Origin of the sequence: Ruania zhangjianzhongii (assembly GCF_008000995.1) — a bacterium.
GTDB classification, from domain to species: Bacteria; Actinomycetota; Actinomycetes; order Actinomycetales; family Beutenbergiaceae; genus Ruania; species Ruania zhangjianzhongii.
The window spans coordinates 3658795-3683345 of record NZ_CP042828.1 but is presented as its reverse complement, the minus strand read 5'-3'; the positions used below and the strand labels follow the sequence as shown (position 1 = coordinate 3683345).

At 66.6% G+C, this 24551-nt stretch carries 32 protein-coding genes and 1 pseudogene; 22 read left to right on the top strand and 11 right to left on the bottom strand.

Annotated elements, in window-relative coordinates; all coding sequences use genetic code 11:
* Window positions 1-88: 88 nt before the first annotated feature.
* The 8 genes from FU260_RS17120 (at window position 89) to FU260_RS17085 (ending at window position 6331) form a co-directional block, all read left to right on the top strand.
* Window positions 89-988, top strand: coding sequence for an ABC transporter ATP-binding protein (locus FU260_RS17120; protein WP_147918149.1), 900 nt, complete (start codon window positions 89-91; stop codon window positions 986-988).
* Window positions 958-2541, top strand: coding sequence for a hypothetical protein (locus FU260_RS17115; protein ID WP_147918148.1), 1584 nt, complete (start codon window positions 958-960; stop codon window positions 2539-2541). Before FU260_RS17120 ends, FU260_RS17115 begins: the two co-directional genes overlap by 31 nt.
* Window positions 2542-2608: 67 nt before the next feature.
* Window positions 2609-2899: a DUF1905 domain-containing protein gene (locus tag FU260_RS17110; protein WP_147918147.1), complete on the top strand. Its 291-nt coding sequence runs from the start codon at window positions 2609-2611 to the stop codon at window positions 2897-2899.
* A gap of 67 nt (window positions 2900-2966) precedes the next feature.
* Entirely contained in the window at window positions 2967-4052 is a 1086-nt protein-coding gene (ychF, locus tag FU260_RS17105; RefSeq protein ID WP_147918146.1) for a redox-regulated ATPase YchF, read from the top strand.
* Between the two features lie 354 nt (window positions 4053-4406).
* Window positions 4407-4760, top strand: a complete 354-nt coding sequence (locus FU260_RS17100; protein ID WP_147918145.1) for a DUF1801 domain-containing protein — start codon at window positions 4407-4409, stop codon at window positions 4758-4760.
* 170 nt (window positions 4761-4930) lie between these two features.
* Window positions 4931-5212: a type II toxin-antitoxin system RelE/ParE family toxin gene (locus FU260_RS17095; protein ID WP_147918144.1), complete on the top strand. Its 282-nt coding sequence runs from the start codon at window positions 4931-4933 to the stop codon at window positions 5210-5212.
* Complete coding sequence (locus FU260_RS17090; protein WP_147918143.1) at window positions 5199-5501, top strand: HigA family addiction module antitoxin; 303 nt, start codon at window positions 5199-5201, stop codon at window positions 5499-5501. Before FU260_RS17095 ends, FU260_RS17090 begins: the two co-directional genes overlap by 14 nt.
* On the top strand, window positions 5498-6331 hold the full coding sequence (locus FU260_RS17085; RefSeq protein WP_147918142.1) for an aminoglycoside adenylyltransferase domain-containing protein: 834 nt from the start codon (window positions 5498-5500) through the stop codon (window positions 6329-6331). Before FU260_RS17090 ends, FU260_RS17085 begins: the two co-directional genes overlap by 4 nt.
* A 188-nt stretch (window positions 6332-6519) precedes the next feature.
* Here the strand turns inward: FU260_RS17085 and FU260_RS17080 are convergent, their stop codons facing one another.
* A complete protein-coding gene (locus FU260_RS17080; protein WP_147918141.1) occupies window positions 6520-7104 on the bottom strand; it encodes a TetR/AcrR family transcriptional regulator in 585 nt (194 codons plus the stop codon).
* 17 nt (window positions 7105-7121) lie between these two features.
* Between FU260_RS17080 and FU260_RS17075 the strand changes: the two genes are divergently transcribed.
* The 5 genes from FU260_RS17075 (at window position 7122) to FU260_RS24425 (ending at window position 9296) form a co-directional block, all read left to right on the top strand.
* Entirely contained in the window at window positions 7122-8030 is a 909-nt protein-coding gene (locus FU260_RS17075) for an SDR family oxidoreductase (protein WP_342355241.1), read from the top strand.
* A 280-nt stretch (window positions 8031-8310) separates the two neighbouring features.
* A complete protein-coding gene (locus FU260_RS17070) occupies window positions 8311-8544 on the top strand; it encodes a FitA-like ribbon-helix-helix domain-containing protein (RefSeq protein ID WP_147918139.1) in 234 nt (77 codons plus the stop codon).
* Window positions 8541-8960: a type II toxin-antitoxin system VapC family toxin gene (locus FU260_RS17065; protein WP_147918138.1), complete on the top strand. Its 420-nt coding sequence runs from the start codon at window positions 8541-8543 to the stop codon at window positions 8958-8960. Before FU260_RS17070 ends, FU260_RS17065 begins: the two co-directional genes overlap by 4 nt.
* Window positions 8961-8992: 32 nt before the next feature.
* The gene (locus FU260_RS24645; RefSeq protein WP_147919578.1) at window positions 8993-9178 is read left to right on the top strand and encodes a HepT-like ribonuclease domain-containing protein; all 186 of its coding nucleotides are present in this window, start codon (window positions 8993-8995) and stop codon (window positions 9176-9178) included.
* Window positions 9171-9296 carry a hypothetical protein gene (locus tag FU260_RS24425; RefSeq protein ID WP_268957787.1) on the top strand — a complete coding sequence of 42 codons (126 nt, stop codon included), beginning with the start codon at window positions 9171-9173 and terminating at the stop codon, window positions 9294-9296. The genes FU260_RS24645 and FU260_RS24425 overlap by 8 nt, the downstream gene beginning before the upstream one ends.
* Before the next feature lie 58 nt (window positions 9297-9354).
* Here FU260_RS24425 and FU260_RS17055 read toward each other — a convergent pair whose 3' ends face one another.
* From FU260_RS17055 to FU260_RS17035, 5 genes are all read right to left on the bottom strand, one after another.
* Window positions 9355-10044 carry a MerR family transcriptional regulator gene (locus FU260_RS17055; RefSeq protein WP_147918137.1) on the bottom strand — a complete coding sequence of 230 codons (690 nt, stop codon included), beginning with the start codon at window positions 10042-10044 and terminating at the stop codon, window positions 9355-9357.
* A complete protein-coding gene (locus FU260_RS17050) occupies window positions 10044-11255 on the bottom strand; it encodes an MFS transporter (RefSeq protein ID WP_147918136.1) in 1212 nt (403 codons plus the stop codon). The genes FU260_RS17055 and FU260_RS17050 overlap by 1 nt, the downstream gene beginning before the upstream one ends.
* Before the next feature lie 284 nt (window positions 11256-11539).
* Window positions 11540-12445, bottom strand: a complete 906-nt coding sequence (locus tag FU260_RS17045) for a hypothetical protein (RefSeq protein ID WP_147918135.1) — start codon at window positions 12443-12445, stop codon at window positions 11540-11542.
* Between the two features lie 182 nt (window positions 12446-12627).
* Window positions 12628-13830 (bottom strand): hypothetical protein, encoded by a 1203-nt coding sequence (locus tag FU260_RS17040; RefSeq protein ID WP_147918134.1) that lies wholly within the window; start codon window positions 13828-13830, stop codon window positions 12628-12630.
* 90 nt (window positions 13831-13920) lie between these two features.
* Entirely contained in the window at window positions 13921-14631 is a 711-nt protein-coding gene (locus tag FU260_RS17035; RefSeq protein ID WP_147918133.1) for a hypothetical protein, read from the bottom strand.
* A 194-nt stretch (window positions 14632-14825) separates the two neighbouring features.
* Here FU260_RS17035 and FU260_RS17030 point away from each other — a divergent pair, with 194 nt between their 5' ends.
* Both FU260_RS17030 and FU260_RS17025 read left to right on the top strand, forming a co-directional pair.
* Entirely contained in the window at window positions 14826-15518 is a 693-nt protein-coding gene (locus tag FU260_RS17030) for a hypothetical protein (protein ID WP_147918132.1), read from the top strand.
* A gap of 30 nt (window positions 15519-15548) precedes the next feature.
* Complete coding sequence (locus FU260_RS17025; RefSeq protein ID WP_168211825.1) at window positions 15549-16265, top strand: DUF429 domain-containing protein; 717 nt, start codon at window positions 15549-15551, stop codon at window positions 16263-16265.
* A gap of 150 nt (window positions 16266-16415) precedes the next feature.
* Here the strand turns inward: FU260_RS17025 and FU260_RS17020 are convergent, their stop codons facing one another.
* From FU260_RS17020 to FU260_RS17010, 3 genes are all read right to left on the bottom strand, one after another.
* Entirely contained in the window at window positions 16416-17222 is an 807-nt protein-coding gene (locus FU260_RS17020; RefSeq protein WP_147918131.1) for an SDR family NAD(P)-dependent oxidoreductase, read from the bottom strand.
* Between the two features lie 2 nt (window positions 17223-17224).
* On the bottom strand, window positions 17225-17830 hold the full coding sequence (locus FU260_RS17015) for a TetR/AcrR family transcriptional regulator (RefSeq protein WP_147918130.1): 606 nt from the start codon (window positions 17828-17830) through the stop codon (window positions 17225-17227).
* Window positions 17831-18009: 179 nt separating this feature from the next.
* Window positions 18010-18648 carry a TetR/AcrR family transcriptional regulator gene (locus FU260_RS17010; protein WP_147918129.1) on the bottom strand — a complete coding sequence of 213 codons (639 nt, stop codon included), beginning with the start codon at window positions 18646-18648 and terminating at the stop codon, window positions 18010-18012.
* 57 nt (window positions 18649-18705) lie between these two features.
* Between FU260_RS17010 and FU260_RS17005 the strand changes: the two genes are divergently transcribed.
* Together FU260_RS17005 and FU260_RS17000 are read left to right on the top strand one after the other, a co-directional pair.
* Window positions 18706-19248: an HXXEE domain-containing protein gene (locus FU260_RS17005; RefSeq protein ID WP_147918128.1), complete on the top strand. Its 543-nt coding sequence runs from the start codon at window positions 18706-18708 to the stop codon at window positions 19246-19248.
* A 134-nt stretch (window positions 19249-19382) separates the two neighbouring features.
* A complete protein-coding gene (locus FU260_RS17000; protein ID WP_147918127.1) occupies window positions 19383-19793 on the top strand; it encodes a hypothetical protein in 411 nt (136 codons plus the stop codon).
* A 251-nt stretch (window positions 19794-20044) separates the two neighbouring features.
* Here the strand turns inward: FU260_RS17000 and FU260_RS24220 are convergent.
* Window positions 20045-20376: pseudogene (locus FU260_RS24220) on the bottom strand (multicopper oxidase domain-containing protein).
* Window positions 20377-20640: 264 nt separating this feature from the next.
* On the opposite strand from FU260_RS24220, the gene FU260_RS24420 reads away from it, so the two are divergent.
* From FU260_RS24420 to FU260_RS16975, 5 genes are all read left to right on the top strand, one after another.
* Complete coding sequence (locus FU260_RS24420; RefSeq protein WP_268957788.1) at window positions 20641-20766, top strand: hypothetical protein; 126 nt, start codon at window positions 20641-20643, stop codon at window positions 20764-20766.
* An 89-nt stretch (window positions 20767-20855) separates the two neighbouring features.
* Window positions 20856-21614 (top strand): TetR/AcrR family transcriptional regulator, encoded by a 759-nt coding sequence (locus tag FU260_RS16990; protein WP_147918126.1) that lies wholly within the window; start codon window positions 20856-20858, stop codon window positions 21612-21614.
* Window positions 21611-22534, top strand: coding sequence for an alpha/beta fold hydrolase (locus tag FU260_RS16985; RefSeq protein ID WP_147918125.1), 924 nt, complete (start codon window positions 21611-21613; stop codon window positions 22532-22534). The genes FU260_RS16990 and FU260_RS16985 overlap by 4 nt, the downstream gene beginning before the upstream one ends.
* Window positions 22531-23397, top strand: a complete 867-nt coding sequence (locus FU260_RS16980; RefSeq protein ID WP_147918124.1) for an alpha/beta fold hydrolase — start codon at window positions 22531-22533, stop codon at window positions 23395-23397. The genes FU260_RS16985 and FU260_RS16980 overlap by 4 nt, the downstream gene beginning before the upstream one ends.
* Before the next feature lie 358 nt (window positions 23398-23755).
* Entirely contained in the window at window positions 23756-24004 is a 249-nt protein-coding gene (locus FU260_RS16975) for a DUF2798 domain-containing protein (RefSeq protein WP_147918123.1), read from the top strand.
* A 38-nt stretch (window positions 24005-24042) separates the two neighbouring features.
* Here the strand turns inward: FU260_RS16975 and FU260_RS16970 are convergent, their stop codons facing one another.
* Complete coding sequence (locus FU260_RS16970) at window positions 24043-24417, bottom strand: DoxX family protein (protein WP_147918122.1); 375 nt, start codon at window positions 24415-24417, stop codon at window positions 24043-24045.
* Between the last annotated feature and the right edge of the window lie 134 nt (window positions 24418-24551).

The window sequence follows — 24551 nt, the reverse complement described above, 5'->3', positions numbered from 1 at the left end:
CTCATCCGCTCGGAGGAGGGTGAGCAACGGCAGATTTCCCTCACGCGGCCGATCTGTCCCGGCCTGGCCTCCGCATAAGGTGACTGCTATGACCGAACCACAACGACCGCCGTCGCCGGCCTCCGCCGAGATGTCCGGCCACGCCGGGGGTACCGACCCCGCCGCGCAGTACGCGCCGCAGGGGCAGTACCCGTCACAGAGCCAGGCCCCACCGCCCGATGCCAGCGCCGCGCTCTCGATCCGCGCGCTGTGGAAGCGGTTCGGGCAGAAGACCGCAGTGGCCGGTATCGACCTGGATGTGCCGCGTGGCAGCTTCTACGGGTTTGTCGGTCCGAACGGCGCCGGGAAGACCACCACCCTGTCGATGGCCACCGGGCTGCTTCGCCCGGACCACGGCACGGTCGCGGTACACGGGAAGGACTTCTGGGCCGACCCGGTCGCCGGGAAGGCTCAGCTCGGCGTGCTGCCCGATGGTGTGCGCCTGTTCGACCGGCTCACCGGTGCCCAGCTGCTCACCTACGCGGGCCTGTTGCGCGGGATGGACCGGGACACCGTCGCCGGCCGCACCGACGACCTGCTTCGCGCGCTCGACCTGACCAAGGACGCGAAGACGTTCGTGGTGGACTACTCCGCCGGGATGACCAAGAAGATCGCCCTGGGCTGCGCGATGATCCATGCACCGCGGACGCTGGTGCTGGACGAGCCGTTCGAAGCGGTCGACCCCGTCTCGGCGGCGAACATCCGCGACATCCTCGCCGACTACGTGCGTTCCGGCGGCACCGTGATCGTCTCCTCGCACGTGATGGACCTGGTGCAGCGGATGTGCGACCACGTGGCGATCATCGCGGCCGGGCAGATCCGCGCCGCCGGCACCATCGACGAGGTGCGGGCCGGCGCGAGCCTGGAGGACCGGTTCGTGGAGCTGGTCGGCGGACGGCAGCAGACGGAGGGACTGGAATGGTTGCGCACCTCGTCCGACTCCGACTGACCCTGATGGCCAACACGTTCCGACGGAGCGTGTGGCAGACCATCGGCTTCATCCTCGGCGTGCTCTACGCGCTGTTCATCGTGGTGATGGCGGTGATCGGGGCCGTGGCAGGCGGCGCTGTGAATGCCGACCTGACCGGCCAGGTGATCGTGGTGATCGGTTCCCTGGTGATCCTCGGCTGGCTGGTGATCCCGGTGTTCGCCTTCGGTACCGACGCCACGCTGGACCCGCAGCGATTCGTCACCTTCGGCATCCCGAGGCGCTCGCTCCTGGCCGGGCTCGCCGCCGCCGGGCTGACCTCGATCCCCGGCGCGGCCACGCTGCTGGTTGCTGCCGGTGTGTCTTTCGCCTGGTGGCGCACCCCGCTGGTGGTTCCGTTCGCGCTGGTCGGCGCCGCGCTCGCAGTGGCGACCTGCGTGATCGGGTCGCGGGCGCTGACCACGGCGCTTGTACCGCTGCTGGACTCGCGCCGTTCGCGTGAGGTGCTGATGGTGGTGGCGCTGATACCGATCGTGCTGATCGGTCCGATGATCGGCACAGTGGCCGAATACTTCGACGGCAGTGGCTTCTCGGCGGCCGACATCTCCGCGATGCTGGACTCGGTGGTGGGAGTGCTCTCCTGGACCCCGCTCGGGGCGCCGTGGGCGATCGGCCTGTCCGTGCACGACGGCGCATGGCTGCTGGCGCTGGCGCGTCTCCTGGTGTCTGTGGTCACTGTGGGGGTCGCCTGGTGGGTCTGGGACGTCACCCTCGCCAAGTCCCTGGTCAGCCCGCCGACCTCGACGGCGCGTGGCGGCAAGGCCAAGGGCTTGGGCTGGTTTGATCGGATGCCGAGCACCCCGACCGGCGCGGTGGCCGCCCGGTGCCTGACCTACTGGTTCCGCGATCCGCGGTACTCCGCTTCGATCGCGATCATCCCGCTGCTGCCGGTGGTGCTGGCGGTGGCCGGTGGTGGCCTGTCCGAGCTGGTACTGATTCTCGCGCCGCTGACCGCGTGGATCCTGGCGTTCAGCATCTCCGCGGACATCGCCTACGACCACACCGCGTTCGCCCTGCACGCCTCCACGGCGGTCTCCGGCCGGGCGGACCGAGGCGGCCGAGTGCTGGCGTTGACGGCGCTCGCGGTGCCGGTGCTGGTGATCTTCCTGATCGGCACACTGGTGGCCACCGGCCGCTGGGAGCTGGCGCTGATGCTGATCGGGATCACCGTGGCGGCCTTCGGCGTGACCGCGGGAGTGTCCTCGGTGACCTCGGCCCGGCTGATCTACCCGGCAGTCAAGCCCGGTGACAGCCCGATGAAGCAGCCGCAGGGCGCGGTGATCCCGACGATGATCGCCCAGGGGGTGGGCGTGCTCGCGGCGCTGGTGCTGTCCTCCCCGGTGATCGTGCTGGCGATCCTGACCATTGCGCAGTCCCTGGCCTTCGGCTGGGCCTGCTTGGTGGTCGGCGTGGTCTGGGGGGTAACGGCCTGCCTGATCGGGATCCGGATGGGTGGGCGTTGGTACGACCGGCGCACCCCGGAGCTGCTGCAGCAGGTGGTGGCACAAGCTTGAGGTCGTCAGGTGAGGAGTGCGCCATCGCGCACTCCTCACCTGACGACCCACCTCTAGAGTGGGTCGGATGGACTGGGAGTTCGACGGCGAGATCATCGAGTGGCGCGGCCCGGCACCGTTCCTGTTCGTCGACCTGGACCCGGAGCTGTCTGCCGACGTGAAGTCCGCCGCCCGGGGGTTGGAGTACTGGGGGCAGGTGGCGGTCGAGGCAGTGATCGGGGACACCCGGTTCACCACGGCGCTGTTCCCGAAGGACGGCCGGTACCTGCTGCCGGTGAAGGCTGCGGTCCAACAGGCCGAGCAGATCGGCGAAGGTGACGTGGTGCAGGTGGCGATGGCGCTGCGGCTGCCGCGTTGATGGCGGTGCTGGGCGGACCGGCGGGGTCGGCGTCGGCCTGTGCTTCTGACCCGTAGACTGGACTCCCGTGGCCCTGACTATCGGTATTGCTGGCTTGCCCAACGTGGGCAAGTCGACGCTCTTCAACGCTCTGACCCGCGCGACCGTGCTCGCGGCGAACTATCCGTTCGCCACGATCGAGCCGAACGTGGGGGTGGTGCCGCTGCCCGATGAGCGGCTCGGCAAGCTCGCCGAAGTGTTCGGCAGCGAGAAGGAGATCCCGGCGACGGTGTCCTTCGTGGACATCGCCGGCATCGTCAAGGGCGCCAGTGAGGGGGAGGGGCTGGGGAACAAGTTCCTCGCCAACATTCGCGAGGCGGAGGCTATCTGCCAGGTCACCCGCGCGTTCTCCGACCCGGATGTGGTGCACGTCGACGGCAAGGTCTCCCCGGCCGACGACATCGAGACGATCAACACTGAGCTCATCCTCGCCGACCTGCAGACTCTGGAGAAGGCGCTGCCGCGGCTGGAGAAGGAGCTGCGAGGCAAGAAGATCGAACCGCAGGTGCTGGAGACGGCCAAGAGTGCGATGGCGCTGCTCGAGGCGGGCCAGACGATCTCGGCGGGCGGGGCTGCGGCAGGCCTGGACCCGGAGACTGTCGCCGAGTTCCAGCTGCTCACCGCGAAGCCGTTCATCTATGTCTTCAACACCGACGACGACGGTCTGGCCGATGAGGCGATGCAAGCCGAGCTGCGTGAGCTGGTCGCCCCCGCGTCGGCGATCTTCCTGGACGCGAAGTTCGAGGCCGAGCTGGTGGAGCTGGAGGCTGACGAGGCAGCGGAGATGCTTGCCGAGTCGGGCCAGCCGGAGTCCGGCCTGGACCAGCTCGCCCGGGTCGGCTTCGACACGCTCGGCCTGCAGACCTACCTGACCGCGGGGCCGAAGGAGTCGCGCGCGTGGACGATCGGCAAGGGCTGGAAGGCGCCGCAGGCCGCTGGTGTGATCCACACAGACTTCGAGCGCGGCTTCATCAAGGCCGAGGTGGTCTCCTTCGACGACCTCATGGACGCTGGCTCGATGGCCGAGGCCAAGGCGCGCGGCCGCGTGCGGATCGAGGGCAAGGACTACGTCATGGCGGACGGCGACGTGGTCGAGTTCCGGTTCAACGTCTGACCGGTTGAGACTGCCGCCGTTGAGCGATCCGCAGGTGAGACGAAGCTTGGGGCGGGCGGTTGTCATCGTCGGAGCGCGACGATCTGTGTCGTCGTGCACGATGGCCTGACTCATGACGATCTGGTCTGACTCGGTGATCGCGACCCGTGCGCGTCACGCATCGGGCTGGACTCGCTGACTCGGCGGCAGGTAGCCTGACATTGGTGGTACGCCACCGACTGCGCTTCCACGTGAGGTCACGTGAATCATCGCGGAGAGACCTGAGTCGCTCAGGACATGTCCGGATGGGGTGCGGCGCACGATGCGCCAACTTCATTCCCGCCGATGCGATATCGGCCGACGAAAGGACATGACATGTCGTCGAAGGACGAGAAGAACCTGACCCAAGTCATCGACAAGATCTCGAGCATGGAGGAACCGCGGCAGTCGGTCGTGCGACGTGTGCACGACATCATCGTGGCCGCTGCCCCCGCTCTCAAGCCGCGGATCTGGTACGGAATGCCTGCCTATGCGATGTCGGCGAGCACGCCCGCACTCGTGACGCTGCGCAACGACGAGCGATTGAACCTCGCGCTCACCGAGAAGGCCGACTTGCGGCCAGCGGGAGGCGTCGACGGGACGCTGATGCCGGCTGCCTGGTACTTCGAGACGGTGGACGCGCACACAGAGAAGCGCATTGCGGAGATCGTTCGCTCGGTGGTCGACTGATCGCGGCGCGCCCCTCCTCGGACTCTCCGAGGAGGGGCGGCCCCTCTGCCGACAGTTCCCGCTGTGTGTGCCCGCTTTGCCTTGGCCCAGAGGATGGTATGTGCCGGAACGTGGTGGAGTTCAGGTTTAACGTCTAGCGTTATTGACGCTTTCCGTTATACGCTGGTCCCGTGATCAGATCGTTCGGAAGCAAGGACACCGAGCGTCTGTGGCGTCGTGAACGCGCGCGTTCGATCGATCCTCGGATCCATCGGGTCGCGCTGCGCAAGCTGCGTCAGGTGGGATCCGCCGAGTCTCTGGAGGACCTTCGCGTTCCACCAGGAAACCGGCTCGAAGCGCTGAAGGGCGACCGGGCCGGACAGCACAGCATCAGGATCAACGACCAGTGGCGGATCTGCTTCGTGTGGACCGCGGCCGGACCGGAGGAGGTGGAGATCGTTGACTACCACTGACAGGATCGATCCGATTCACCCCGGTGAGGTGCTCATGGAGGACTTCATCGAGGGGTTCGGGATCACGCAGAACAAGCTCGCCGTGTCGATTCGCGTGCCGCCGCGGAGGGTCAACGAGATCGTGCATGGCAAGCGGGGGATCACGGCTGATACCGCCCTGCGGCTCGCGAAGTACTTCGGCACGTCGGCAGAGTTCTGGATCAACCTGCAGAGCCATTACGACCTGGATCGCGCAGAGGACCGCGCCGGGGAGCAGATCGCCGCGATCACGCCGCTGGAGGTGGCGTGAGCGGCAGCTCCATCGCGGCGGTAGACGATCAGATCCGTCCGGTTCTTGATCATCTGCGCAAAGAGGACCCCGGCGGGCTGGTCGGCGTCTACCTCTACGGATCGGGTGCTACGACCGGACTGTGCCCGGACAGCGATATCGACCTGCTCGTCCTCACCCGCAGAACTCTGACCGCAGCGGAGCGGGCCTCGTTGGTCGCTCTACTGCTCGGCGTCTCGGGGTGGAGTGGGAACGAGAGCCGGTTTCCCGAGGTCGCCGGCCGTCGACCGCTGGAAGTGACCAGCTTAGTCGTGGACGACGTGCACCCGTTGACGGAGAATCCGCGTCCCGATTTCCAATACGGAGAATGGATGCGCGGCGAACTCGTCGACGGCCTCGCATCCGACCCGGAACATGATCCGGATGTGGTGATCCTCCTGTTCACGGCGCTGGGTTCTCACCGGGTGCTGCACGGAGAGGCACTGCAGGACGTCGTTCCTCGCGTCCCTCCGACTCTGCTCCAGCGGGCTCAGCTCGCGCTTCTCCCCGACATGCCCAACGGCTTGGTCGGTGACGAACGCAATGTCCTGCTGACCCTGGCACGGATGGTCGTCACGGCCGAATCGGGACAGATACTTCCGAAGCACGAAGCCGCTGAGCGGGTTCGCCCTCGTCTGGTCAAGGCGGAGGCCGAACTGCTGAGCCTGGCCAGAGACGAATACCTCGGGAGGATCCGGGTCGACTGGATGGACCGACGCGAGCGGACTCTCGGCACCGTGCAGACACTGCAACGTCTGGTTCACGACGCCGCGGACCACCTTGGTGCGGGTACGCCATCGGACTCCTCCTGACGTCGTGACAGGAGCCCTGGATTGCGACGAGGACTCCTCGTGATGTGTAGCACCGTGCCTGCTTGATGGACCAAAAGCACAGGTCAGGCGTCAAAATGAGGCATGACTGACGCGCCTCTGCCTGAGTTCCGGTTCAACGTCTAACCCCGATCGCACGTAGTGAATTGATCTATACCGTCGAGATGCTCTTAGGGGTGCCCAGGGGAACCCTGGGAATCGATGGTGATCATGCGCCTGAGGGTGCGGTGTATCAGTGCCTCTACGCCGTGTCGGGGCACGAGTTCGTCCGATGCGGCTTGCAGGCCTGTGTAAACAGTGCTCCAGATCATCAATTCGATCCACCTCGGCGGGACGGCTGGATCAAGGGTCCCTTCATGTTGGCCCCGTTTTATCTCATCGAGGATCAATTCGTCCACCGTCTGGGCGATTCCGGCGTCCTCGTCCGAGGGGGAGCCCTCGGTGGCCGTGAACAGGTATCTCACTCGGTCGCCTTCGTACACCATCGCAGTGACGATCCGTTGGATCACCTCGATTGCTGAGCCCATGGATGGTTGGGCTTCTCGGACTGTCCCGAGGAGGGTTGTCCAGGAGTCGGTGACAAGCGCTGATTGAAGGGCCGAGCGATCGGGGAAGTAGCGGTGAATGGTGGCGCGACCTACTCCTGCAGCGGAGGCCACGTGGCTCAGGCTGGCAGTGGGGTCGTGAGTCCAGCGCGCGGCTGCCGCATCCAGGATCGCTTGTCGGGTGCGGGCGCGCTGCGGCGATAGGTGCATTGAATGAGGATACTACGATGGCTTATAATGAGACTATGATGTCTCATAGGGCTTCGCGGCAACTCACGGTGGTCACCGGCGCGACGGGTGCCATCGGTCGTCGCGTCGTTTCAGGACTCCTCAAAGCTGGGCGCTCCGCGCGCGGAACTTCTCGCCGCCCCGAACGCGCATCGCTCCCCCCGGGCGCAGAGGTCGCCTACGGAGACTTGAACTCCCCTTCCTCGCTCAGGGACGCGTTTGATGGCGTCTCACAGCTGGTGTTGATCGCAGTGCCGGAAACCATCGACGACGTGCTGGCGCTCGCACGCAGCCAAGGAATCGAGCACGTCGTCCTGATCTCCTCGGCAGCGGTGACAGCCGGCTACGACACCACGTACAACGCGACCGCGGAGGAGGCTGTGCAAGGCTCGGGGCTGCAGTGGAGCATCGTCCGTCCCGGCGAGTTCGCGACGAACTCGCTTCTTATTTGGGGCCCGTCGATCAGCAGAAGCCGGCGAGTCGTCGAACCCTTCCCTGATCAAGTCGGCCATCCCGTCCATGAGGATGACGTGGCAGAGGTCGTCCTGGCCAATCTGCTTGACTCTCGCCGTCGTGGGCGGATCGATACGATCATCGGCCCTGACAGCCTCACAAAACGCGAACAGATCGCGGCGATCGCAAGTGCTGTCGGAGAGACCATTACTCTCGACGAGGTCACTGCACGCGAAGCGCGTGCCTTCTACCAGGAACAAGGGGGCTTCGCGGCGGCGAATGCTGACTTCCTGTTCGGCTTCGAGAGCTACGATGGCGTCGAGGGCGTCGCGGACGAACCTCACGAGACCACCGCGCCAGAAGACGGTACCTACCTCACGCTTGACCAGATCACGGGTGCCGCGGCGCGTCCCTATCAACAGTGGGCGCATGATCACGCCCCAGACTTTTCGTGAGCAGGACTCGCCGGGGGAGTGGAGCGTCCGGGTCAAGGTTTCCGGCACGTTGGCAGAGCGGCATCCTGGGCCCCGCCGCGTCTCGTGTCGTGCAGCGGAACTGTCTCGCCGGACGAGCGTTCGGTGACGGCCTCCAGCCCGCATGTGCGCCGGTCGCAGACCGAGCCATGCCCACCTGGGCTCAAGAGGTTAATGCCTGACCTCGAGCCGATCCTCGCCGCACTTGCGAACGCGAAGCGGAGTGATAGCATTGGTGCTATCACTCCAGGAGGTGGTTCTGATGTCGTCGATCATCGTCCGCGGTCTTGATGAGTCTGTGAAAGACCGTCTGGCTGCGCAGGCAAAGGAACATGGCCGCTCTATGGAAGCAGAGGTGCGCGACATCTTGATGCGTGCATCGTTGAGGCCGCACATCGGCATCGCGCTCATGCGTGTCGCCCGCGAGGCCGGTGGCGCTGAGGAACTGCGGATTCCGGAACGGTCGGACGCCGCGCGTTCGGTAGATTTCGGATGATCGTTCTCGATACGAACGTCATCTCGGAGGCATTCCGGCCGACGCCTGATCCTGGTGTGATCGAGTGGCTCGAGTCCCTCACTGACGACGTTGCGATCACGACGATCACACTCGCCGAATTGCTCGCGGGTGTGCGATGGCTGCCGGATGGTCGGCGTAAGAGCGATTTGGAGGCGGCGCTCGGTGCCGCGATCGATCCCTACCGCAACACGCGTTCGCTTCTCGTGTTCGATGATGAGGCTGCTGAAGAGTATGCAGAAGTTCTGTTCGCTCGAGAACAAGCGGGGCTGCCGATCAGTACCCCTGATGCGCAGATCGCGGCGATCTGTCGAGCACATGGTGCGATGTGCGCCACGCGCAACGAAAAGGACTTTGCGGAGACAGGTGTTCGGGTTCTGAACCCGTGGACTGTGTGAGGCCATGACCGCGAAGGGCGTGTAGTTCGGGGATAGCCTGGCCGCAGATCCGGGGCTTCCGCAATGTCTTCGTCCACCAGTGCTTCGGAGTCGACGCTGACATCGTGCGCGGCCTCGTTGAGGCCCATCTCCCGCCACTCGCCGAAGCGCTGCGAGGCAACGTCACTGCCGAACTGATCTCGCTCCGACTGGCCGCCGTCAAAATGAGGCATGACTGACGCGCCTCTGCCTGAGTTCCGGTGCCACTGGGGTTGCGACGTCGTGGAGCGGCATCTCGATCTGGTCTCGCGATGGTGCAAAGTCTCGGCCGCCTACGAGAACCTGGCGATCACCTGACACGTCGCGGCGGTGCTCTGCGCCGAGGCCGCGAGGCCGCGCGAGCACGAGGCTTGGCCTAGAACGGTGGCCTTATCCCCGTGCGCACGAAGTCCTTCTGCCGGTCGTTCAGACCCTTCTCGGCCAGGTCGAGGATGACCTGCAACTGCTTCTCGGCCAGCGGCGGCATTCCGTCGGCGACCTCGGCGACCAGCGACTGCGCCTGCGCCATGAGCTCACCGAGCTCGCCGTCGGTGGTGGTCCCGTCGATGGCGTCGAAGCGCTCCTGCAAGGACGCCAAGGCCGACCGCGTCTGCGGGTCACGGAGCGCGTCGGCGAGAACTTCGGTCTGCGGATGATCCCGGTAGAGGTGGGCGATCACGATCGCGACCGGGATGTCGGCGCGTGTCAGGCTGAGCGCGGCTGCCGCTCCCGAGAGTCCGACGTGGTGTCCGGCGCGAGCGCGGGCCAATCGTTCGCGTTGCGCGGTCAGAGCCGTGATCTTCGCTTCCAGGGCCCGGTCCACGTCATCCAGCGCCTCCTCGGTTGAGGAGGAACCGGAGCCGGCGGCCACGGCTCCGGCCTGCGCCAGCGAAAGGCCAGAGCCGGTCAACTGGCTGATCCTCAGCACTGCCACCAGATGATCCCCGGTGTAGTCCCGGTACCCGTTGGATCGACGCGGAGGCTCCGGCAGCACGCCCATCTGGTGGTAGTAGCGGATGGTTCGGACCGTCACCCCGGCGAGCTCCGCCAGCGCTGAGATGCGCATCAGGGTGACATCTGCCCGAGTCGGCGGATGCTGGGACTCAGCAGGGCCAGGGCCGCCGCGCCGATCCACAGGAGCGCGAGGGTGGTCGTGGCCAGATGCAGGGTGCCGATCTCGATGAGCAGAGCAGCCACCCCGATGCCCGCCGCCGGGACAAGAGTCATGACGGCGTTCTGGGCACCCAGCACCTTCCCGCGCTGGGCATCTGCGACGTTCTCGACGAAGGTCAACCCGACGACGGCATTCATGCAACCACCGCCGACGCCGACGATCGCAGCCCCGGCGAAGATCGACCACATAGGCCCCAGAATACCGAGGACGACGAAGCCCACCGCGACGACGATGACTCCGGTGATGAACCACCCCCGGCGCGGGATCCTGGCCCCGAATCCGGCGAAGAGCGCACCGCCGACGAGGAGGCCCGCGGCCAACGCACTGAGAACGAATCCGACGGCCCCGGCCTCATCCTGGAATGCGAAGTGCACCGGGATCACCATGCCCTGGGTGGCGGCGAGCACGACTGCCAGCGCCAGCCCCAGCAGGACGACGACGCGCAGCAACGGTGTGCGAGTGATGATCACCAGGCCCTCGAAGATGGATCCGGGCGCCTCGGCCCCAGAACTTCCCTGCTGTGCACGCGGCAGTCTCGAGGCACGGGAGGGGATGGCGAGGGTCAGCAGGGCCGCCGATGCTGCGATGCCGGAGGTCACCCACATCACGGTCACCGGCTCCAGGGAGGCCACGAGGATTCCGGCGATGGCGGGTCCGACCAGCAGCGACACCCCTGCGATGGACTCCCGCAGGCCGATCAGCCGCGAGGGATCCATCCCAGCGGCCCGAGCGATCGCCGGGACCATGGCCTCCCGGGCAGTGATGCCGGGAACGTCGCCGAAGGAGTTCAGCACCGCCACCGCGATGAACCATCCCAGATTGAGTCCGACGGTGAGATCGATCAACGGCAGGATCAGCAGCGCTGCAGCCGAGATCACGTCGGAGAGGATCGCGGCGGTGCGGCGGTTGATCCGATCGATGAGCGAGCCCATCAGCAGTCCGGCGACAGCCGAGGGCACCGCCGCCGCGACAGCGACGGCCCCCGCCCCCAGCGGACTGCCCGTGGTGAACAGGACCAGCAGCGGGAGCGCGATCGCGGTGATTGAATTGCCCAGCAGCGATGTGCCAAAGGAAGCCAGATAGAAGACGATGATCCGTACCATGCGACCATCTGAAACGCTGACGTCGCGTCAGGGTCAAGCAGGGATCGATGAGCGTGGAGGCTATGGTCACCGCCCACGGCGGCGATGTCCGTCCGCTGGGTCCGGTTGCGGCCGACGGGCCGCGGGAGACCGGCACGACTGTGACCGTGCGGCCGCGTCACTGTTCCGGTTTGTAGCGCGCGGACCCACCGGACTCCGCGGCACCCGGACGATCAGCACTCGGCAGTGCCCCGACATCGGACGCGCTCGTCCTCGTAGCTTGTCGGCGCTGTAGCGCGAACTCGCTACGCGTGCTTGGGCACGTGGACGATGCTGATCGTCTGGAGATTGTCGCCTGAGTAGTCGAACAGGATGTGTCGGCCACGTTCGTGAAACAGGTCGATGTCAGCGAGTGATTGCTGCGGGGTACCGAGCGCGGTGGTGACCTCGTTTCGGGTCGCAGGCAACGTGAGTCCGTTGACGAGTGTGTGCGGGCGCGGATAGGGGACGCGTTCGTCGCCCGTGATGTGGATGAGCACTCCGGTGAGGATCCCGTTGCGATACTGCACGTCGACGCCGCCGTCTCTGAAGACCAGGAATAGGCCTGTTCCTTGGTCGTCGTCGATGTTGTGCGAGTCGAAACCGGGTCCAACGGCATCGATGAGGTCGCTCATGACCGTGCCGTCGAATGCGGTGCCTGCTGCGTCGATGAAGAGGGAGATCTCGCCGGTGAGAGGGGTGGCGACCGGAACATCGGGTGAATCCTCGAATCCAGCGGCGACATCTACGCGGTGGATGGAGAAGTCCTCCACCTTGTTGTCTCGAACCTGCACGTTCAGAAATTTCGCCTCGATGGCGTACAGCAGATAGTGCGGTTCGTTGCGAAGTGGCTCGCCCAGGATCTCGACAACTGCGCCTCGAGACATCCCGTGATGCAGGCCGTCGATGAGGGCCTCCGGCCGGGCGTACGGTGCGCCGTTCTCGGTGGCCACGAGGCGGAAGAAGATCGTGTCGAGGATGTCGTCGATCACGAGAAAATCGACGCCGCCTTTACCGAACACCAGGTACTTCTCGTGCATCCCCGCCGACGTGTACTCGTCGATGGTGAACTTCGTGCCGACAAGCTTCATCGCGGCAATCATCGCCTCCGACCCGTCTGTGGTCCCGATGGCGTCGAGGTAGGGGAGGATCTCCCCGGTCAGTGCGGTCATTGTTTCTCCCACGTCAGGTGTGCGCCGCCGACAGATCGCTCGTTCGGTTCACGGTGTCTGGATGGGCCCCGGCGGTGGGCCCGGCTGAGGCTATCGCAACGGGTTAGCGGACTGGTGCAGGCCCGTTTGCTCCGTCCGTGACCGGTTGGGCCGGACTGCTCATCTGTCGTCGCGCTCCGAGGTCAGCGCTGTCGATCCGCGGCATTTCGGCGCCGTTCGGCCATCCAGGTGTGGTCGGCGACGGCGGCGCTCACCTCGCGCCGGTATCTCGTTCCGTCCGGTCCGCGGTACAGATCCCGCGCGTAGTAGGGCGACTTCTCCTGAAAGGGGCTGCTGTTGTGCATGCGCATGGCGAGGTCCGAGAGGTAGTCGCGCCCGCCCGTGCGGTAGGCCTCGCACTCGGACTCGTCGAGCCGGATCAAGACGGAGTCGTCGATAATGCCGCTGTAGGAGTAGCGGGCGTCCAGGTAGAGGTCGGCGCGCCGACTGAGCAGGAACCAGCCGCTGCGCGCGTGGTCGACGTAGTGCAGCTCATCCTCCGCTTGGACGATTCGGGCGGCGTCGCCCCACTGCTCGACGGGCGGGATCGGATCTCGCGGTCGCATGACCGCGGCACTCCAGGTGTAGTAGTCGAACGTCGGGGCGGAGTCTCGGGCCAGGGTGAAGCAGATGATCCGTTTGCAGCTCTTGCAGGTGAGCTGACTCTCCACGCGTTCCATCAGCCCTGAGTCGTAGAGCGGACGCAGGTCGGCGAGCCTGACCCGGGTCGCGTCCTCGGTGAGCAGACCGACTGCCTGGTTGGACGTGAGCTCGCGAATGGTGGCGTCGACATCGACGCCGCCCCGAAAATCGTCATTTCGGACGAGCAGACGTCTGCAAGTGGGGCAGTCATCGTCCTTGGGCAGGGCCGTTCTTCCCGGATTCGTGGGGGTGATGGTGACTCGCAGCAGGCCACCCTTCTTCCGCCAGGGGTGGCCTGGCTTGAACGTCGGTTGCAGGTATCCGCCGTCCACGGAGAAGTAGGGCATGGCTTCTGGGGCGGTGCGGGCGGGGCTCCGGAGAGCTTTCGCGAGATCGTCGAGAGATGCGTCGTTGCGGCTTCCGGCGATCCAGTGGGCGAGATGCACGCCGCGTGTGGCATTCCCGGTCGGGAGGAGATGCAGGAGAACGGCGGCCACTGCGTCGTTGTGCAGGACGATCTCACCACCCGAGTCGAACAGGAGCCGGCGCACCTGGCGAACGGGAGCACCCGCGGTCTTCTCCCAGATCTCCACCGGCGGGAGCTCAAACGCGTCCACCAGCTCGCCGACGGCCGTGCTCGTCTCCGGCTGGCCGAGGGCGTTCAGTATGACGGGCAGCCAACCATGCCTCCTCCGCCGCTTCATGAGGACGAGTATCCCAACGGTCGGTGTGGCGCAAGTGAGGTGTGGTTCACACGGGGCGGGCACGCAGCGTGAGCGGCCGGTCGGCAGCCCCTATTCGTGCGCGACCCGCCGGTGCATGGCTGCGAGGGTCTGCTCCGCTTTCCCGCTCAGCTCGGTCTGGTCCTGCGCCAGCCGGGCGGAGATCTCCTCAACGATGCCGGCGATGGAGTGGTTGCAGGCCATGATCTGCGAGCGCAGTGACCGCTCAGCGGCTTCGGTCTCGTTGGCCTTCGCTCCGCTGGTCACCGCCTGGTCCAGTGCTAACGAGGCGTCGCGCACACCGTCGAACAGGAGCGCGACGTCCGCCGTATGCCGGATGATCTCCTCGGTGTCTGGAATCGAGGACAAGAGGGCCCACCAGGTCACCAGCGCTGTGGATAGCCGACTGCGTTCGGACCGCACGGCCGTGCGCAACTCCGCGGTCCCCGCCAGCAAGGCCTGCGGCCCGCCGGTGCCGGCGGGAATGGGAAGACGGTGTGGTTCGGCTCGGCGTTGAGCGTCCCCGCCGTCGTCCGCAGCGAGCTGATGAAGCATCTCGGTGAGTGCCAGCCGGGTCACCGGCGCCCACCGGCGCCGTGCGGCGCGCTGGAGGAACCGGTCGATGAAGAGCGTGGTGAGCAGAAACGTGACCGCACCCGCGACGAGTCCGGCGATGATCACCAGGTTCTGCCAGACGGGCGTCATCACGTCCACCCAGATGACCACCGCGATCACGATGACTGCAGCTGCCAGCGCCACTGCGCGCCGGAGAGGACTGAACACTACGCACCTTTCGTGGGTGTGGTGGAACAGCACCCGTTGAGCCTGGCTCGACGCGTGAACTTCCCCACACCGTATAGCCGCCTGGAGGATGATTGTCCTGGGTGTGACACCGGTCTTTTCCCGGTCACGGTGATCGACTGCCGGTCGTGCGCGTGAATCTGCCCGGCATGCCACGGTCGGTTACCGTCAGGTCCATGGGGATTTCCGACATGTTCTACGGTCGCGGCGCCAAGGCACGTGAACGCCGCGCAGCCAAGATCCGAGCCAAGTACACCGACTTTCCGCAGATGACTCCTGAGCTGCTGGAGGTGCTGGCGCAGTCGGCTGACGTTCCTTCGAAGGAACAGGTCACGCTCCACCTCGAAGCCGTGCCACCAGGTGCCACCCCCCGGCGAGTGCTGCACGGCTTCAAGCTGTCCGAGGCCACCTTCTACGCCGGAGTGCTCTTCGACGACGGGCTGAGCATCCGGTGGGGCGCATATCAGCGAGTTCGGGACAAGGAGATGAAGGTGCAGGGGGCTGAACTGCCCTTCTGGGGGATGCAGAAGGTTGAGATCTTCAGCCATGAGGGCGACGACGGCATCCTGGTCAGTGGCAGTGACGGGACGAATAATTACCGCATCGGATGCCTGGGCTTCGACCCGCAGGATGTGAAGGCGTTCGCTGAGGCGACCGAGACAGCTCGCCGGGCGTACGCCCAGCGCGCCCAGCAGGCTCCGGCCCAGCGCCCCACGTCCGAGGACTCCGCGCAGATGACGGTCACTATCGACTCCACGCTGCCACCCGAGCAGCAGCTGGCCGCTCTGGAACAGATGCGGGCGGTCGGCGCCGTTCCCGACGCCGTCTATCACGCGACCGCCGCCAGGATTCGGGAGTCGGCCGGCTGAAGCTGGAGCGTGGCTGCCTAGGCTGACGGCGTGACGTTCGTCGGAGTTGATCTCGCCGCTGATCCAGTACGCACCGGATTCGCGGTGATGCGCGGCGAGGGCCGGTGCGTCCTCGAGCGCGTCGAGGTCGGTGCTGAGGACGAGACCATCATCGAAGCGATCCGGACTGCTACGCGCGCCGGAGTCGATGTCCCACTGGGGTGGCCGGAGCCGTTTGTCGACCTTCTGAGGGCCCACGCCGCTGGCACGCTGCCTGCTCCCGGGACGACCGGTCCCCAGTGGCGGCGAGGGTTGGCGATGCGCGCCACCGACCGCGAGGTCTATCGACGCATCGGATTGACTCCGTTGAGCGTCTCCACCGATCGGATCGCTCACCCGGCGATGCGCTGGGCGGGGATCGAGGCGCGCTTGCGTGAATTCGGCCTGTCCCCGTCACGAGATGGCTCCGGAGTCATCTGCGAGGTCTATCCGGCGGCAGCGCTTCGATGCTGGTCGCTTCCCTACCGGGGCTACAAAGGAAAGAAGAACGCCGCACCACGTGCCGATCTCGTGGCTCGGCTCTCGCAGCAGTTCACCTGGTTGGACTGGAATGGGCACCAGGACCGGTGCGCCGCCGATGACAACGCGCTGGATGCCGTGCTTGCTGCGGTGATTGCTCGCGAAGTCGATCTGATGAGATGCGTGCCGCCTCCTGACGCGCTTCGGGACCTTGCCTCCCGCGAGGGGTGGATCTGGCTGCCGCAGTAGGGCGGCCAGAAGGTGCGACCTGGGGGAGGGGCACGAGCCAGGGCGATCAGCGCCGGGCCGATGCTGCCTGGCTGTGCCAGGTACGGCCGGAGAGATACGTCGGGCGCTGACGTCCGGCACCTGACCGACTGGCCGATGACCGTCTATCGCTTACTGGGCGCCGAACAACGTACCGGGACGGAGGTCTCGGGCGATCCGGCCCGCCACCTTGGCCGGGGCTGCCCAGTTGACACGGACGAACGGTCCGCTGGCGGAGAGGATCTGCGGAGCGAATGCTTCTGCCACGTCCTCCGGGGACGCCGTGATGAGCCGGGAGAGGTATCCGGCCGGGCCGGGCGGGGCAGCGGGACCAGCTGAGGTGAGGCCGGTCGCCATGATGGCCGGCCGGATGGCCCCGATGCCCACCGGGGATGACCGGTATTCGGCCGTGAGGAGCTCAATTGCCCGCGTCAGACCAGCTTTGCTGGCGCTGTAGGCAATCGAACCGGGAACGGCCGGTCGTCGACTACTGCCGAGACCCTCGGTGAGCCACACCCGACCGGACCCTTGGCGCAGCATCCCGGCCAGCGCGCATTGCGCGCTCATCAGGCTGCCGGTGAGATTCGTGTCCAGAACAGCAGCGAGTTCGCCAGGATCCACCCGATCCAGGCTGTGCATCGGCAGTCCGATGCCGGCATTGACGATCCAGTGGTCGACCCGGCCGAATCGTTCGATGGCCGCGTCCCACACGGCCTGAGCACTGCCAGGACTTCGTATGTCACAGGCCAGTCCCAGCGTCTCCTCGCCCGGCAGCCTCTGCGCGACCTCCTGCGCTTTCCTCGGGCCCCGTCCGGTGAGTACGACAGCGGCACCGCGCCTGGTCAACGATGCAGCGAGCGCCGCACCGAGCCCGGTGGTGCCCCCGATGATGACGACTACGGCAGCGGCGCTGCCGGTCTCCGAAGGCAGGGACGTCATGGCTACTCCGTCACGTGCTTGGCTTGTCGGGCGAGGGGGAGGACGACCTCATCCATGACACGGCGGCCGCGAGCCTTGTCCGGGGGACGACCCAGGACGAGATAGTCCTGCAGGGTGATGGCGGAGAACAGCAGCGCGATGTCGTCCGAGGCAGCCCCTGGCGCTAGCTCTCCCCGGTCGACGGCGGCCGCGAGCACTGCCCGGATCGACGCGATCCGGGGCGCAAGGTAATGCGTATCGAATGCCTTCCGAAGGGCCGGTTCCCGGTGCACCGCGGCAAGCACACCCAGTACGAGTGGGGCATCCGTGCGTGCGTCGGAGGCGGTCAGGGCATCCGCGAGCGTGTGAAGATCTGCCCGCACGCTGCCGCTCGGCGCGACCCGCGGTGCTGGCTGCAGGCTTCCGAGTGCCTCTGCGACGAGCTCGACCTTGCTGGTCCACCGGCGGTAGAGCGCCGGCGTGGTGGTCACCGCGCCCCGAGCCACGTCGGACAGAGTCAGCGCCTCGTACCCCTTGGTCCGGAGGATATCGAGCGTTGCGGCCAACATCGCCGCGCGCTTGCGCGCATCCTGCGGTCGGCCAGACATCAGCCGGGAAGTTTTCGTCACATTACGATGCTAGCACGTAACGGAACGGCAATGATGAACGCGTCGGTCAGCATCCCCGTTCGGCCGAAGAGAGCTCCTGGTTGCTCGGCGTGGCAGGAGCCGGCTATCGCCGGAACGTCGTGGAGTCCTGGTTCAACGTGTCGGGACATGCGGAGTGCCAGCGTGATCGCCGCACGAATTCATCCCCGATCCGAGTGATGTGGGTGGAGGTCGGCGCTAGCCGCCGCGATCTCCAGAAAGTGATCGAGGAGCGACGGTCCCATCGCGCCCGCTTCGCTCGGCGTCATGTCTGCCAGCTGCAGCGCGAGCCCATCGATGACCGCTTGGAGCACTGCGGCGTCCTGATCGTCTGCGGTGTCGGGTGCAGGACTCGAGGGGACATTGGTGCGGCCGCTCGAAGCGTGACGCGCGTGGATGAGCCGTTGGTAGAGCTCGCGGAGCTGGGTGGCGAAGCGTTGCTTGAGCGCTGTCAGTCCGGGATCCGTGTGCGCGTGGGTGGTGAATGCCAGCCAGACCTGGAACTCGCGGTGGCGCTCGTCGCTAAGGGGAAGGAGTTCGAGCAGGATGGCGCGCGTCCACTCCAGCACCGGCCCGGAGCGTGGCATGTTCACCAGCCGCTGGGTGAACTGCTCGGCGAGGAGCTCCATGGCAAAGTGCAGCATCTGGGCATGGGTGGGGAAGTGGTACTGGACCGTGCCGCCCGTGACGCCGGCCTCGGCTGCGACGGCCCGGACGCTCACTCCTGCCACACCGTCGCGCGCCACGGTTCGCCACACCGCCTCGGCGATCCGACGCTTTCCATCTCTTGATCGCTCCATGCTCCTACCTTACACTCGTACGAGAAGCACGTCTTACGAATGTAAGAGAGAGGTGAGATGACCAAGATGTTGAAGTCCGCCGAGGCGAATCCCCGAGCGGTGACACCGCGGCGGTTAGGCCTGCTGTGGGCGCTGATGGTCAGCGGCTTGGCGCTGCACAACGCCGAGGAATGGCTGTTCGGCCTGACTGGCTGGATGGCTGACCATCCCTGGCTGCCGGGACGCTCCCTGCATGGGGACCAGGCGCAGTTCGCCATCGCTCTGGCGATCGTGACTGCGGCGGTGTTGGTCATCGCCCTGATCGCGGTGGCGACCCGCGCCCGATGGAGCGAGGGGGTCCTGGTCAGCGTCGCTTATGCGCTGATGATCAATGCCGGAAGCCATGTCGTGCTGAGCGTCGTGTCCTGGAGTCTGATGCCGGGGACCCTTAGCGGCGCTCTGCTACTGCTGCCGCTCGGTCTTCTTGTTGTGCGATCGCTGCCGGTGATGCCATGGACGACGACGTCGCTGGTGCTGACGGTCGTCGCAGCAGTCGTGCTGGTGATGGGTTCGCTGGCGGCTGCCGCCGGCATCGGGGCCGCACTCGGGGTCCTCCGATGATCGGGCGTGCGACCCGATCGAGTGCTCGAGACAGCGCTGACGAGCCGGTCCGAAACGGGGGTGAGGACTCCCGGCGCAGCGCGGGCAGGAAGGGTGGAACCGCGGGCACTATCGCTTCAGCGCTCTTCTATCTCGTGCTGATCGTCGTTGCGGTGTGGCAGTTCACCGGAGTTGCCGATGACAGATTCCAGATCCAGGTTCTCGATCCCGACGTGGGATTGCTGTGGCGAGTGTTCATCGTCGCGGTGCTCGCACTCGATGTCGTTCTCGTCCTACTGGTGTGGCGCCTCGGTCGCTGGAGCCCTCGTCTGGCGGTCGTGAATATCGTCGCGAACGGCATCGGAGCCGTCGTCACCGTGGTTCCTCTGATCGGGGGCGGCCTCCTGATGGACAACGTGCCGCAACAGCTCGCCGACGCCTTTGACGAGAAGGTCACGTGGTCGATGCCGATTGGCTCGATCGCCGCGTTCCTGATCGTGGTGGCGATCTGGGACAGCGTCGAGGGGGCCCGCAGAGCCGGTCTTGGTCGTCGTCGAAGCAGGTAGCTGGTTGTGACCGCGTTGCTCGGGACGGTGCCAGGCGCGGCGCGGGTTTCCCGGCTGCGCATGAGTGTCGTCACGAGCGTCGTTTTCGTTCGTCGAGGGAAACTGCCCATCTGGGCATGGCCTCACGCCGTGGCTCCGGCTCCCGGACGCAGCCCCTCGGTAGGTCGCATTCACCGGCTGACATGGTCAGCTGTGGCAGCCCGTCCGTCCTGGTCGTCGGCGGCCCCGCTGACCGCCGCGTCGTGCGGGGGTCAGGTGATCTCTAGGTTGGCCATCATCCCCATGTCCTCGTGCTCAGCGTTGTGGCAGTGGAAGAGGTAGCGGCCGCGATAGCCGTCGAAGCGGGCGAGGATCTCGACCCATTCGCCGGGTCGCAACGAGATGACGTCCTTCAGCCCTGCGTCCTGGAGCAACGGGGACCCCCGCCGCGGGACAGCACCTGGAATCCGACCAGGTGGAGATGGATCGGGTGATGGACGTCGGCGACGAACCGCCACACTTCGACGGCGCCGAGGGAGGTGCTGACGTCGGTCCGCGCGGGGTCGAAGGCCTTCCCGCCAATGACCCAGCCGCGACCGTGCATCATCTGACCGGCGCCGAACGAGAACTCTCGCACTGTGGTGGCCTCGGCGCGATGGAGTTGAGGGATGTCGTCGGCGAGAGCGTCCGGGATGTGGCTGTCGTCCACAGCGGCGCGCGCGACGCGGAACGCCATCACGTCGCGGGTGACACCGGCGCCAATCCGGTTGCGTAGGCGCACCAGAGTTCCGACCGGCACGGCCGCAAAGTCGATGATCACGTCATAGCGCTCCGCGGGAGCCAGCTTCAGGCCGGTGTGCGTGACGGGGTGGGCGAGCAGACCCTGGTCGGCGCCGATCTGGACGAGATCGAGGCGCTGGTCCCCTTCAGTAACCGCCTCGAGCTCGTAATGGCGGGCATTGGAGGCATTGAGCAGCCTGTGGTTCCGCTGTGACCGAGCGGAGGATGTGGTCAGTCGGTCCGGCGATGAGGAGGTACGGTAGTGACTCGAAACTAGAAATGAGTCACTACGGAGGGAAGGTTATGCCGCGACCCCGGATCCCGCAGCGTCGGGAGCACCTGCTGGTCGCCGCGCGAGAGCTTGCGCTCGAGCAGGGGTGGCCGGCGACGACCGTGTCCGACATCGCCGAGCGGGCCGGGATCGGCAAGGGTGCCGTGTACCTGGAGTTCAGCACCAAGGCGGCGATCCTCGACGCCTTGGTCAACTGTGGGATGCGCTCGCTAGGCGCGGAGGTGCGCCGCCGGGTGCTCGAGGCGGAGGAGACCGTCGGACTGTCGGCGATCTACCGGTTCGGTGTGGAGGCGTTGCTGGCCGACCCGCTGATGCGGGCCTTCTACCTGGGTGACGAAGGTGCGCTCGGCGATCATGTGCGCGCTGTGGATGATGACCGATATCGGCAGCGCTTCGACTGGCTCGGTGACTACCTGAGGCAGCTGCAGGACGCGGGGCTGATCGCCTCGGACGTCGAGCTGCCGGCCGCGGTGCGGATGCTCAGTGTGTTCACCATCGGTCTGCTGCACGCGCCCGGCACGCTCGGCGCGATCACCGATGCGGAACTGCACAGCACGGTGGGGCTGTTCTCCGCGCTCGTCGATCGTGGCCTGGCGCCCCGGCGGCCGGCCGCCCCCGACACCACCCCCGCCCCCGACGCCGACACCATCCAGAACGCCGACACCACCCCCGATGCCGGCGCGGCGAGACGCGCGCAGCTCGCGCTGATCGAACGCCTCGAGACCCAGCTCGACCAGCTCCAGACCGATCCTGCGGAGGAGTCCCGATGACCCCATTCGACACCTCCGTCGACCTGACCGTCCTCGGCGGGCCGGTCCGCCTCTACCGCGCCGGGGATGCCGGACCGCCGGTACTGCTGCTGCACGGCGCCATGCTGGACACGGCCCATGGCGTCTGGCACGACATCGCCGGTCAGCTCGCCCCGGACTATCAGGTCTACGCGATCGACATGCCTCGCCACGGCGGCAGCCGTCCCTGGACGGGCATGCTCGGCGATGCCTTCTACACCCGCTTCATGGCCGAGCTTCTCGATCAGCTCGGTCTGGACCGGGCAGCGCTCGTCGGCCTGTCCATGGGTGGCGGGGTAGCGCACCGTTTCGCCCTCGCGCATCCGGACCGGGTCAGCGCCCTGGTGGCGATCGAACCTGGCGGGTTGGAGGCGACGCGGCCGTACCAGTTCCCGATCTGGGTTGCCCAGCGGGTCCCCGGATTCCTGCGGCTGTGCACCTGGTTGCTGGCCCGCACGGAGGGCTACCAGCGCTCCAGCATGGACAGCCACCTGACCAACGGCGCCGCCACACCGGGTTTCGACCGGATCATCACCCGGGCAATGGAGGAGGCGCGGGCGAAGGACCGGCACGGTGAGAAGGCTCTCGACGACTGGCAGATCGACTGGTTCGGCCCGTTCCGGATGCGCTACCACAGCATCCCGGAGCTGCACCGGCTGACCGTTCCCACGCTATGGGTGGCCGGCGGACGCAGCAACGGGGCGATCGATCCGGCCGCGATCGCCGCCGCGCACGCCGCCACCCCAGACTCCCGGATACTCACCATCCCCGACGCCGGCCACATCGTCTCCTACGACCGTCCGGACGTGCTCGGGGCAGCGATCCTGGAGTTCTTCACCGAAGTACTCCAGGCAGCGGCAGAGCACCCAGCCCGGCCCACCATCGAGAAGGACCCCTCATGATCACCCACCAGAGCGCCGACCTGCCCGAGGGCAGGATCAACTACCGCGTCCTGGGAGAGTCCGGTCCCGCCGTCGTGCTGTTGCACGGCGGCGGTATCGACAACGGCGACTGGATGTGGCGATGGCTCGCACCTGAGCTCGCCGCGGACCACCGCGTGTACGTCCCGGACCAGCCCAAGCACGGGCAGAGCTGGCCCTGGCGGGAGCGGGCCGATCAGCGCGGTCAGGAGCAGATGCTGGCCAGGATGCTCGACCACTGGCAGCTCGAGCGTGCCACGTTGATCGGGCTCTCCCTCGGTTCGGCCACCGCACTGGGCTACACGCTGCGCCACCCCGAGCGGGTGCAGCGACTCGTGCTGACCTCAACTGGCGGTCTGCAGAATCGGGTCCAGACCCATGAGCTCGCCTGGCTCTCCCTGCGCCGGCCGTTCTCCTGGCTGATCGGGCGAACCATGACCGCACAGTCCATGCGGAACTGGGTGCGCACCAAGGTGGCCTTCGCCGACTACGTCCCGCAGGAGGATATCGACGCGCTGGCCGATCTCGCGGCTGAGGAACTGCTCACCAAACGGGAGCACGGCGGGCACATGTTCTGCGACTGGAACCGGTTCGAGACCGCACCACGGCACCACCGGGTCAACTTCAGCAGCAGGATCCCCGAACTGCGCCAACCGGTGCTGTTCGTGCACGGCGAGAACGATGCCGCGGTGCCGCTGCGTCATCCCCGGGACGCCGCCGCTGCAGCCCACCGTGGGCAGCTCGAGGTGATCGAGGGCGCCGGACACTTCGCCCCGGTGGAGCGCCCCCGGGAGTACGGCGGGATCGTGCGCCAGTTCCTGGCTGAGACGGCCACTGAGCTCTGACTGGCCAGAGTATGCACCGCACCGGCCCTGCACCGCACCGGCCCTGCACCGCACCGCACCGGACCTGCGCGTACCCGGCACCGGGCCCCACGGTTACTGGCCGGGCCCCACGGTTGCAGGGCAAGCGGGCGGATCGTGTGCATGACCACACCAGCGAGGCCCGAGCCCGAACCCCTGGTCGCCGATAGACTGAACGCGCCTAAAAGATTCAGGCTGGTGTGGTTATTCCAGCCCTCGGTACTGCTGAGATGAAGTCGCGCCGCCAGCGCGAACCCGAGGCGCCCAACCCCTCGACGTAGCGGATGGTGGCGCCACAGCGAGAGCCGATGGCGCCGTCGTCCGGGACAAGGAACTGGCGATGAACAAGAAGCGCGCCCTCGTCACCCAGGTGATCATGACCTTCATCATGGCGGCCACGATGTCGGCCATCATGAGCCTGATCTTCGCGGGACCATCGATGCAGTGGCTGGCCGGCTGGCCCAAGCAGTTCCTCATCGCGTGGCCGATCGCGTTCGCGCTGACGATGGTGGCCTGGCCAGCGTCGATGGCGATCAGCGGCGCGATCCTCCGGCCGCGCCAGCAGCAGGAGCGCGCCGATCAGGGGTGAGTGCTGCCGCGACCGGCCTCCGCTGTCGGCAGTGTCCGTCAGAGCGGCCAGGAGCCGAACCGGCCCCACGCCACGAGCGCGGCCAGCACCAGCAGGCCGATCGGCATGAGCACCTTGTCCCACTCGCTCCGGCGCGCATGCACCACCACAGCACCGACCATCGTCACGCCCACGCACAGCGCCGTGATGGGGACCAGAACGGGCGCCACCCCCACCAAGCCCGGCAGCACCAGCCCGATCGCGCTGAGCACTTCGGCCACGCCGAGGACGCGCACGAACCGCGCCGGAAGGTCCTCGACGTAGGTAAGCCCGGATTGGTAGAGTTTCTCCTTGGTCTGGAGTGACTTCGTCAGTCCGGCGATCAGCATCATCGCGGCGAGCACTCCAGTCGCGATCCACAGGAAGGTGGACATAGGCGTCTCCGAGCGGGCAGCAGGCGGCTGGACAGAGTCCTGTCCCAGGGCTCTGTCAGGCTGTCCGATGCCGCTGAACGGGTCAACGTGATAGTCCTCGTGATCCGGCCCCGAGGTGGAAAGCGGATGCTGAC